The sequence below is a fragment of the Methanobrevibacter sp. genome, from assembly GCF_045220775.1.
Lineage (GTDB): Archaea > Methanobacteriota > Methanobacteria > Methanobacteriales > Methanobacteriaceae > Methanocatella.
Map to the genome: position 1 here is coordinate 1 of NZ_JBGUWC010000074.1, position 10,416 is coordinate 10,416.

The following is a 10,416-nucleotide window of genomic DNA, read 5'->3' on the forward strand; positions in this document are numbered from 1 at the left end:
TTAAGGGTGTATTTTGCGTTCCCATTTTTATCTGTAAAGACAAAACTTGTATATGGTTCATTTGGATTTTCGATAAATAATTTAACATCTTTTACTGGATTTCCAAAACAATCTTTAACGTTGAAAGTAATGCTGTCATTTATGTAATAGGTAATATTTTTATTAAATGATACTCTGTAGAGTGTATCAAAATTAATGTCCTTGTTGTTGATTTCGTATTTTCCGGTATTGTTTATCAGATATGAGTTTTCGATGATGTTGCTTGTATTCGCTATAGAATTCATGTATATTATAATTGTATTGGATAGATTTCCGTCGTTGTAAAAGTTGGAATTGTTTATATTTAAATTTGAGATATGGGATTCAATTGTTGTTTTATAGAAATTTGAGTTATTTGATTTGATATTGGTTTCTGTTGCTTTTATCTTGGAGTTTTCAGCAGTTGAATTTTCAATTATAAAGATAGATTCATCAGAATAAATGTTCGGTGTAAATTCAAAAGTGGAGTTATTGATTAGGGTATTTTTTAAAATCACTTCACTTCCTTTGTTGTAATATCCTCCTTGAAACATAAGTTCGGAGTTATTTAATATTGCCTGTTCAAAGTTAATATAGCTATATTCAAGGTCAATTACAGGTCTATCAAATGAGGTGTTGCTAACGTTGATTCTGTCTGACCATCCTTTTAAATTTGAATTGCGGAATTTTAAGTTATCTATGTTAATGTTATAATGGGATAGTGAAATTTCTGAATTGTTTAGACTGGAATTTATCAAATCTATGTTATTTTGCATGAATATTATTGAGCTTCCACAGATAAAAATGAAGTAATTGTTTTTTGAAGTAATTGTAGAGTTATAAAAAGCACAATCGATTATTTTTGAATAGTACTTGTATCCCTGATATAAGTTCAATTCAATTTTTGATTCATTGAACACGCAGTTATCAAAGGTATTATTCAATTCCTTGCTGGTAAAATTTGCATTGATAAATTTACAATCTAGAAAGTCCATTTTATGGCGACTTATCAAATTTAAATCTTTAAAGGTAATATTTTTAAAAATAATGTGGGTCCCGGTATTTCTGATGTCGTAGAGATCCTTTGCAATAATGACTGTTCCATTGTAGTCCGGTTCCGGTTCTTTTTCAGTATCTAAAAATAAAGTGGAATTTTTACCATCAATGATTGTCTTTTCTTTGATTCCTTCAATGGAAATGGATTTGTTTAGATATAAGTGTGTTTCCTTTTCAGGATTTAGTTCATATGTTTTTTCATCAAGTTTTATGCTTCCTTGATCTTCACATTCATCTATTAAATTTTCAATATCTCCAGTATCGGTATTATTTTCAGATGCGGATACGATTCCGATGCCTAAAAATAAAATTAATGAAAATAACAATATTGAATATAATTTTCTAATAATATCACCTAAATAACTGTATACTATATGTTACAGTTAATAGTATTTAAAATTATATTTTAGGTTACTTTTATAAATATAAAAAATCATATTTATTATTTGATATTTATTTGATATCTTAACTTTTATCAAATTATTTAGCGAGATGATTTAAATGAAAATGTACTACGATGCAGATGTAAATACAGATGCTTTAGAAGGTAAAACCATTGCAGTAATTGGTTATGGTTCCCAAGGTAGAGCACAATCTAGAAACATGGCTGACAGTGGAGCTAATGTTATTGTTGGTGTAAGAGAAAATGGTAGTTCTTGGAACTTAGTCAAAGAAGATGGCATGACTGTAAAAACCATTGAAGATGCAGCTAAAGAAGCTGATATCATTCACATTTTACTTCCTGATGAAATCCAAGAAAAAGTATACAATGAACAAATTGCACCATATGTTGAATCTGGCAACACCATTTCATTCTCTCACGGTTACAACATCCACTTTGGTTTAATCAAACCTGATGAAGATGTAAATATTGTAATGTTTGCACCTAAAGGACCTGGATCCATGGTAAGAAGAACTTACGAAGAAGGATTCGGTATTCCTGGTTTAGTAGCAGTTCAACAAGACGCTACCGGCGATGCTTTACAACTTGCATTGGGCATGGCAAAAGCTTGTGGATTAACCAAAGCAGGTGTTTTAGAAACTACTTTCCAAGAAGAAACAGAAACAGACTTATTCGGTGAGCAAACAGTTTTATGTGGTGGTATTACTGAATTAATCAATGCAGGGTTCACTACTTTAGTTGAAGCAGGTTACCAACCTGAAATCGCTTACTTTGAAACCTGTCACGAAGTAAAACTCATCGTTGATTTAATCTATGAAAAAGGTTTTGCTGGAATGTGGCATGATGTAAGTAACACTGCTGAATACGGTGGATTAACCAGAGGTAATAGAGTTATTACTCAAGAAACAAAAGACGGTATGAAAGCAGTTTTAAAAGAAATCCAAGATGGTACTTTCAAAAAACAATGGGCTGATGAAAACGCAACCGACGGAGCTAACTTAAAAGAAATGAGGGCTGCTGAAGGTCAAAAAGAAATCGAAATTGTTGGTGAAAGATTAAGAAAAGCTTGCGGATTACAAAAAGACGATTAAGTCTTTTTAATCCCTTTTACTATTTTTTTATTATTTTATTTAGTGTGATAATAATGGTATTTATCGGTATGGACCATGGAACTACCGGAATCTCTTTTTGCATAATGTCTGATGACGGTGAAGTCATTGAGGTTTTTAAAATCGGAAGGGAGGAAAGTAAGCAGGGTTTAGTCTCTGCAACTGAAGAGCTAGCAAAACGTGTTGATTTTGATTCTGTCAAATTGATGGCAATTACCTATGCAATGGGTGATGGAATAAGTAAAATCCTGCCAACCTCTAAAGTAAAGGACAGAGGAATTTTATCCATCAACGGTGCAGGTAAGGTAACTGGCGGTGGAACATCAGTATTTTCAGAATTGGAGGCATTAAACATTGATTCAATAATGATTCCAGGTCTTCATAAAAATTCCGAGTCTTTAGACAGGTTATTCAGAGCAGCTTACTCTCATCAGGCCAGTCCCGAAAAGGTAAGCATCTCGTATAATGCTATAAAAGAAACAGGATGGTCTAATTTTATTGTAGCTGATATTTCATCTAATAGTGTAGATATTTTAATTGAGGATGGAAAAATCAAGGGTGCAATAGATGCATGTTTGGGCGCTATGGGTGTTGTCCATGGACCTCTTGATTTAGAGATGATTAGAAATATCGATGAAAAAAAGGCATCAGCAAATGATTGTTTTTCACATGCAGGCGCTATTAAAATCGCTGGAATCGATGGCAAAGTTGCCAATATGAAGGATCAGCTTTTAGAAAATTATAGAAATGGTGATGAAAAAGCAAAATTGGCCATTGATACTTTAATCATGACTGTAGCTATGGAGATAGCCGGTTTAGATGTAGTCTGCAAAAACGAAATTGAAGGATTAGTTCTGACAGGTTCTATTGGAAGCGCAACCGAACCGTTTAATTTTGCGGATGAAATCAACAAGTATTTCAAAAACAAATATCCTTTAAAAGTAATTTCTAAAGATTCAGGAGCAATCGGTGCTGCTCAAATAGCGATGGATGTTTATAATGGTGAAAAAGAAATATTAGGTATTGAAGTTAATATCTAATCTTCTTTTAAACTAATAAATATAATATTTCCACCTTTAACGGTTTCTAAACCGTTTTCATTTTCTAAAACGAGATTTAAATAATTATCAATTGCAACCACTTTTCCTTCGCTTTGGTAGTCGCCTCTTAAATCAACGGTTACATATTTATTTTTAAATTGTCTAAAAAGTTTATTTACATTTTCTTTGTCTTGACTCATTTTTTCAAATCCTTGGTTTCTATTTCTATTTTGAAGTTTCAACTTTATATAGTTTAATGTCTATAATATAACTATGGCAATCAATCAATTAGAAAGTAATTTAGAAGCTATTACTCGCACAATAGCTCAGTTAAAAAAAGACGGATGTACTGATGAAAAGATTTTAAATGAACTTAGGGAAGAAAGAGAAAAAATACTTAAGGATTTAAACCTGTAAGTATCTTACCTTAACCATTCTTTTAAAAGGTCCATATCACTAGTTAAATCTATTTTGAGTGGTGTTATGGTAGTTTTTTGTTCTCTACGCAATTCATAACCATCACTTCCAGGTTCATCTGAAACATAAGGTTCGCCACCAATCCAGTAATATGGTTTTTCACGCGGATCCAAACGTTTTTGAATTATTGGGGTATACATCCTTTTTCCTAATTTTACAACTTCAAACTCTTCATCTCTTGGATTTGCAGGTATATTAACATTTAATAAGTCAATTCCTTCAGGCAATCCTTTTTTTAATACAATCTTTGCTAGTTTATTCAGCATTTTTCCTGCAAAATCAAAGTCAATTTCAATAGCTCCATTTTCAAATTTGACATCGTCTCTTGTCACTTCTTGAGAAATTGCAATTGTAGGTATATTAAAGCTTGCAGCTTCCATAGCAGCCCCTAATGTTCCTGATGTTGTTAATTCAGCTTTTCCAATATTAAACCCTGTATTTATTCCGGATATCATTATATCAGGTTTTTCATCCATAATTTCAAACAATGCAATTGTTACGGCGTCGGTTGGTGTTCCGCTTACACCATAGCCAATACTTCCATCTTTTAAGACATGCTCATTTACTCTCAAAGGTTCATATAATGTTAATGCATGGCCTATTCCACTTTGTTGGGTTTCAGGAGCTACAACATAAGTGTCACATAAGTCATCAACTGATTTTTTTGCAACTAAGATTCCTGAAGCAGTTATTCCATCATCATTACTTATTAATGCTTTCATATATTTATTTAGGGCATTTTATTTTTAAATAATTTTAGGTTTTAAGGTAACTATAAAAAACTTTAATAATAATTTAATTTATAAAATATAATAGTAATTTTTAATGTAAAAACACATGCAGGTGGAAACGTGGAAAAGCCACAATTGATTAATTTTATAGCTAAAGTTATGGAGGACTCCGGTTTTAAAGTTTATAAGAATTTTAAAACTTCACAAAAAGTTATTGATATATATGCTATCTTGCCTACAACAATAGGGGATTTTGGTGTAGTTGTAGCATGTAAAAACTATGATAAGGATTTTAAGATTGGAGTCGATGTATTAAAAGAAATGGAAGAGGTTCAAGAAAGTTTAAAAGCTTCTAAAACAACCATTGTTTCTTCTTCTTATTTTTCAGAACAAGCAAAAAACTATGCTCTTAGAAAAAACATCAAATTGGTAGATAGGGATAATTTACTTGAACTCGCTAAGAGATATCAGGACAGGACTTCCCAAACTACTTTAGATAACACTCCTTATGATGGCGGTGCATCTACTTATATTGAAGAGGAATATCCTGAATATACCTACGATGCCTCTGATATGGAGTATCTGATGAGAAGAAGAGAGCAAAATCCTGTTGTTTATAAAAATACATTATATAGGCAAGTCGATGAGGATCGCGGATTCGGTTTATCTTCACTTTTGAACAGAGGAAAATCCAATAATGGAGGATTGTCCAATTCAGTTACTACATTGTATAATTATGATTCTAGAAGAAGAAACAGCAGATTTGGAAGAGATTCTTTATTCTATCAAATCATTCAAAATCCAATCGGATTGATTGTTTTAGTTGTAATTGTTTCTTACATCATATCTTTCATTGCAGGTAACTTATTGAAGATGGATGCAGGAATCAGTGGTTTAATAGAACTCGTTGTAGCGTTGATGCTTTCATATGGTTTGTCTTTATACACCGATAGAAATAGCGATTTCGTCGTTAAAGGAACATTCGTATTCTTTATTTCATTAATTATCTTAATCATATTAATTTTTGTTTAAATTGATATGATTAAAATTTATCATTATTAGAATCAAACCAATCAGGTATAAGAACCAAATCATTATGTCTGTAGGTCCGGTTTCTATCCATATGATTGTGTGTGTTAAAATTATGGAGTAAATCCCTACTCCAACATCTTTTTTTAATTTATAGATTAACTCTAAAAATATTCCCATAAACAGCATTTGTACTGTAAGGCCTATTAATCCGAAATCAAGATAAACGGGTCCGAATAGCGTTGAAGTTAAACAGACTGTGTAATGCAGGACATATTCTCCAATGAATGTTCTAGGACTTCCTGATGAGAATATCATTCTTAAAACGTGTCCATGGGTACTTTCTCCAAGCGGAATGATTTTTTCAAACACTTCCAGTGTAAAAGCGGCCCTATAGAATACCAGTTCTAGGGGATTCAATGTCCAGTTCTGTGTTGCAATGGATTGTGATGCAATATATCCGATAGCCATTATTCCAATTGCAATAACCGCAACAAATATAATTCCCACTCTTTTGGATATCTTATCAAGGTAATAAAGCGTAATGAATGAACTTCCCAAAATTCCCAAAACTGAGGTTCTATATCCATTAAGGCCAAAAATTAATGCACCCAAGCCAACCAACAGCAAATATTTCCTGTCATAGTATTTTGCAAGCAAGATGTTTATCATTATTAAAAATAATGGATAAGCTACTCTCCAAATGTTTGTTGTTGCATTTGATTTTAAAACGCTGTTAAAAAGAGGAATGCCTCCAATCAAAACCAAATTCAGCCCTTGCAATATTATTGCTATTAGGACCAGAATTACCAATACCTTTTCGGATAAAAAATCAATTTCCTTAACATCGCTTACGTTGATTTTATATTTTATGAATACTACTCCAATTGTAAAAATCAAACAGGAAAATAAGATTGTCAAGATTACTTCCAACTTCAAAGGATCTTCGAATCTATAGTTGAATGATCCAATATAACCCATTGCTAAAAAAACGAGTATTGCAGCAACAATAATCATCGGGTTAAAAAAATCAAATCTTTTAAGATTCATCCTATCCTCCAAGTTCATAGCTGGAAATGGCTAGGTTTCCACCGAAGTTAGGCATTGCAGCCACATGCGTGTGAACATAGCTTGCAAGGGTGTTTTTTTCCATAAATCCGTCCTGGTTATTGTATGAGCCTTTTCCCCTTAAGATGTTAAATGCCAGGTCATGCTTAATATTGTTTTTGTCTACAATGACTTTTGAATAGTGGAATTCATGGCCGTGGAATGTTTCGCCTTTTTTGGAGATGATGTTGTCTTTGGTAACTTCAGCTATCGTATACTTTAATGCCTGAACCCTATCCGTTAGAATGGACTTGTAAGGATATACATTGACCATTTCATCTTCATGGATGGAATTCATGAGATACATTAAACCGCCACATTCGGCAAAGATGGGCCTATTTTCCAAGTGGAAGTCCTTGATTTGTGAAAGCATTTTTTGATTTGCATTAAGTTCTTTCGAGAACAGCTCAGGATATCCTCCGCCGATATACAAACCGTCAACGTCAGGCAATTCTTCATCGTTTAATGGGGAGAAATATTCGACTTTAGCATTGTTCGCTTCTAATGATTCAATATTTTCTTTATAATAGAAATTGAATACCTCGTCATAAGCCACTCCGATTTTAACTGGTTGCTTGTTTAGTTTATTCCATATCGGCACGATATCTGAGGTTATTTTTGGAGCAGTTTTTGCAATTTCAACCAATCTGTCCAGATCTATTGAATTTTTTATGACGTCAGACCATATGTCAATAAATTTAAGAGAATTTTCCCTTTCACGTGCAGGAACGAGGCCCAAGTGTCTTTGTTCAATTGAAATTTTATCGTCACGGATTATTCCTCCGATTACTTCGGTTTTTGTTATCTCTTCAATTGACCTTTTGGTTTTTTCGTAGTGCGCTTTGTTTTTTACTTTATTTAGAATAACTCCGGCAATATTGATTTCAGGATCCAGTGCTTTAAAGCCTAAAACAAGTGCAGCAGCACTCTTAACCAAACTTCTGGAGTTGATTATTAATATTACTGGAGCTTTTAGGGATTTTGCAATCGAAGCTGTGCTTCCAATATCATTGATGGAATCAATTCCTTCATAAAGCCCCCTTACTCCTTCGATAACTGCAATATCCTTATCGCCCATCGCCTTTAGATAGGAATCTCTGACTTGACCTTCCTTCATAAAAAAAGAATCCAGATTTCTAGACACGTTTCCAGTGGCTAATGTGTGATAGGAAGGGTCAATATAGTCCGGTCCGACTTTAAAGGGTTGAACATTATATTTTTCACTTAAAGCTTTCATTATTCCGGTAGCTATTGTTGTTTTTCCAACTGCACTACCGGTTCCTGCTAAAATAATTCTCATAAATATTAATTTGAATCTTCTTTATATAATCATTTTTGTATAATTAAATCATTTTAAATATTATTAAAAATAAAATTTTAATCATAATATATGGTGGTTAAATGAGAATTTTATTAATTCATTCTGATTATTTAAATTACAATGTAAAGAATAAAACACCTGTAGCTGAAGACATTGAGGAAGCGAAAAAAGAAGGTTCCTTCGATGACTCTTTAGTGGTATTTACAGCTGTTGAAAAAGATGATGAAAATAATCCAGAAGGTATTGTTAAAAATTTAGTCAGTGAAGTTAAAAAGACTAATGATCAAGTTAAGGCTGAAAATATCGTATTATATCCATACGCTCACTTATCTTCATCATTAAGCTCTCCAAAAGTTGCAGTTCAAATTTTAAAAGATGCAGAAGAAGCTTTATTGGCTGAAGATTTTAACGTAAAAAGAGTACCTTTCGGATGGTATAAGGCATTTGAGATTTCCTGTAAGGGTCACCCATTAAGTGAACTTTCAAGGACTATCACTGCAGATGATGCTGAAGAGGTGAAAGTCGAAAGAAAACCTTCAACCTGGCAGATTCTTGAAGGAGATAAGATCACTCAAATTGAAGACTTTAATTTTGAAAACAGGGCTTTCAAGCAACTCGTTGATTATGAACTTGGTCAAGGCGCATCTGATGAAGGCGAGCCTCCACATGTCAAATTGATGAGGGAAAAAGAAATCTGTGATTATGAACCAGCATCCGATGTCGGAAACTTAAGATGGTATCCTAAAGGAAAGCTAATTAGAGATTTATTATCCGATTATGTTTATGATTTAACTGTAAGCCGTGGAGCAATGCCTGTAGAAACTCCAATCTTCTATGATTTGGATAATCAAGCTATTTACGAACATGCTTATAAATTCGGTGAAAGGCAATACAGGACCGATACCAAAAAGAAATTAATGCTTAGATTTGCAGCTTGTTTCGGTGCATTCAGATTAATGAGTGATTCATACTTAACATGGAAAAATTTCCCTGCCAAAATTTTTGAATTGACTAGATACAGTTTCCGTTACGAGAAAAAAGGCGAAGTTGTTGGTCTTAAAAGACTAAGAGCATTTACCATGCCGGATTGTCACTCATTCTGTTGTGATGTACCTTCATCTTTAGAAGAGTTTTCCGCTCAAACAGACATGTGCATGCAAACAGGTATAGATTTGAATTTGGATTTTGAAGTAATTTTCAGAGCAACCCAAGACTTCTTTGAAGAAAACGAAGAGTGGATGTATGAAATTGCCAGTAAGTTCGGAAAACCTATCCTTTTAGAAATCTTGCCTGAAAGACACCATTACTGGGTATGCAAAATCGATTTGGCAAATATTGACGCTTTAGGCCGTCCAATCGAAAACCCAACTGTTCAAATTGATGTTGAAAGTGGTAAAAGGTTTGGAATTACCTACCTGGGTGAAGACGGCGAGCAACATAACCCAACAATCCTGCACACTTCACCGACCGGCAGTATTGAAAGGGTTTTATGTGCAATGCTTGAAAAGACTGCACTTGAAATCAATGAAAAGGCTCCAATGTTGCCAACATGGTTAAGTCCGATTCAAGCAAGAATCTTGACTGTTGGTGAAAACCACAAAGAATATGCAAATGAATTGTATGATAAAATCAATGCTTCAAATATCCGTGTCGATATTGACGATAGGGATGAAAGCATTGGTAAAAAAATCAGAAATGCGGCTAAAGAATGGATTCCATACATTTTCGTTGTTGGAGACAAGGAAATGGAATCTGGCAAATTCCAAGTGACTGTTCGTGAAACCGGCGAAAAGGTCGACATGACAGTTGATGAGCTAATTGCTGCAATCAATGAAAAATGTGAAGGAAAACCTTTCAGAAAATTGCCTTTACCTAAGGATATTTCAAGAAGGATTAACTTCCAATAATTATATTTACAAATAAAAATATATTATAAAATGTTATTACTAACGGAGGAAATTTAATGGACCCAATGTATAGAATAGGAGAAGCTCTTATTGGAGATGGACCTGAATTAGCTCACGTTGATTTATTAATTGGTGATAAATTCGGCCCTGTTGGTCAAGCTTTTGCTAATGGATTATCCAATTTATCTGTTGGACACACTCCTTTAACAAGTGTAATC

11 protein-coding genes are annotated in these 10,416 nt (G+C 33.3%); 6 read left to right on the forward strand and 5 right to left on the reverse strand.

The window, feature by feature from the left end:
* The coding region (locus ACJROP_RS04375; RefSeq protein WP_406534275.1) for a hypothetical protein at positions 1–1,400 on the reverse strand (1,400 nt) is incomplete at its 3' end.
* A 175-nt stretch (positions 1,401–1,575) separates the two neighbouring features.
* Here ACJROP_RS04375 and ilvC point away from each other — a divergent pair.
* On the forward strand, positions 1,576–2,568 hold the full coding sequence (gene ilvC, locus ACJROP_RS04380) for a ketol-acid reductoisomerase (protein WP_406534276.1): 993 nt from the start codon (positions 1,576–1,578) through the stop codon (positions 2,566–2,568).
* A gap of 53 nt (positions 2,569–2,621) precedes the next feature.
* Entirely contained in the window at positions 2,622–3,626 is a 1,005-nt protein-coding gene (locus ACJROP_RS04385) for a methanogenesis marker 12 protein (protein WP_406534277.1), read from the forward strand.
* Here the strand turns inward: ACJROP_RS04385 and ACJROP_RS04390 are convergent.
* Positions 3,623–3,826 carry an LSM domain-containing protein gene (locus ACJROP_RS04390; RefSeq protein ID WP_405269399.1) on the reverse strand — a complete coding sequence of 68 codons (204 nt, stop codon included), beginning with the start codon at positions 3,824–3,826 and terminating at the stop codon, positions 3,623–3,625. The two genes, ACJROP_RS04385 and ACJROP_RS04390, sit on opposite strands and share 4 nt — an antisense overlap.
* Before the next feature lie 73 nt (positions 3,827–3,899).
* Here ACJROP_RS04390 and ACJROP_RS04395 point away from each other — a divergent pair, with 73 nt between their 5' ends.
* Positions 3,900–4,043 carry a hypothetical protein gene (locus ACJROP_RS04395; protein ID WP_165814077.1) on the forward strand — a complete coding sequence of 48 codons (144 nt, stop codon included), beginning with the start codon at positions 3,900–3,902 and terminating at the stop codon, positions 4,041–4,043.
* Between the two features lie 5 nt (positions 4,044–4,048).
* On the opposite strand, the gene surE is transcribed toward ACJROP_RS04395, so the two are convergent.
* The gene (surE, locus tag ACJROP_RS04400) at positions 4,049–4,825 is read right to left on the reverse strand and encodes a 5'/3'-nucleotidase SurE (RefSeq protein ID WP_406534278.1); all 777 of its coding nucleotides are present in this window, start codon (positions 4,823–4,825) and stop codon (positions 4,049–4,051) included.
* Between the two features lie 129 nt (positions 4,826–4,954).
* On the opposite strand from surE, the gene ACJROP_RS04405 reads away from it, so the two are divergent.
* Positions 4,955–5,866 (forward strand): restriction endonuclease, encoded by a 912-nt coding sequence (locus ACJROP_RS04405; protein WP_406534279.1) that lies wholly within the window; start codon positions 4,955–4,957, stop codon positions 5,864–5,866.
* Here the strand turns inward: ACJROP_RS04405 and ACJROP_RS04410 are convergent.
* Together ACJROP_RS04410 and cfbB are read right to left on the reverse strand one after the other, a co-directional pair.
* On the reverse strand, positions 5,852–6,913 hold the full coding sequence (locus ACJROP_RS04410; protein WP_406534280.1) for an oligosaccharide repeat unit polymerase family protein: 1,062 nt from the start codon (positions 6,911–6,913) through the stop codon (positions 5,852–5,854). The genes ACJROP_RS04405 and ACJROP_RS04410 overlap by 15 nt on opposite strands.
* Before the next feature lies 1 nt (position 6,914).
* Entirely contained in the window at positions 6,915–8,270 is a 1,356-nt protein-coding gene (cfbB, locus tag ACJROP_RS04415) for a Ni-sirohydrochlorin a,c-diamide synthase (protein WP_406534281.1), read from the reverse strand.
* A 101-nt stretch (positions 8,271–8,371) separates the two neighbouring features.
* Between cfbB and ACJROP_RS04420 the strand changes: the two genes are divergently transcribed.
* Positions 8,372–10,198 carry a threonine--tRNA ligase gene (locus ACJROP_RS04420; RefSeq protein ID WP_406534282.1) on the forward strand — a complete coding sequence of 609 codons (1,827 nt, stop codon included), beginning with the start codon at positions 8,372–8,374 and terminating at the stop codon, positions 10,196–10,198.
* A gap of 65 nt (positions 10,199–10,263) precedes the next feature.
* On the forward strand, positions 10,264–10,416 hold a 153-nt coding region (locus ACJROP_RS04425; RefSeq protein WP_406533732.1), incomplete at its 3' end, for a formaldehyde-activating enzyme.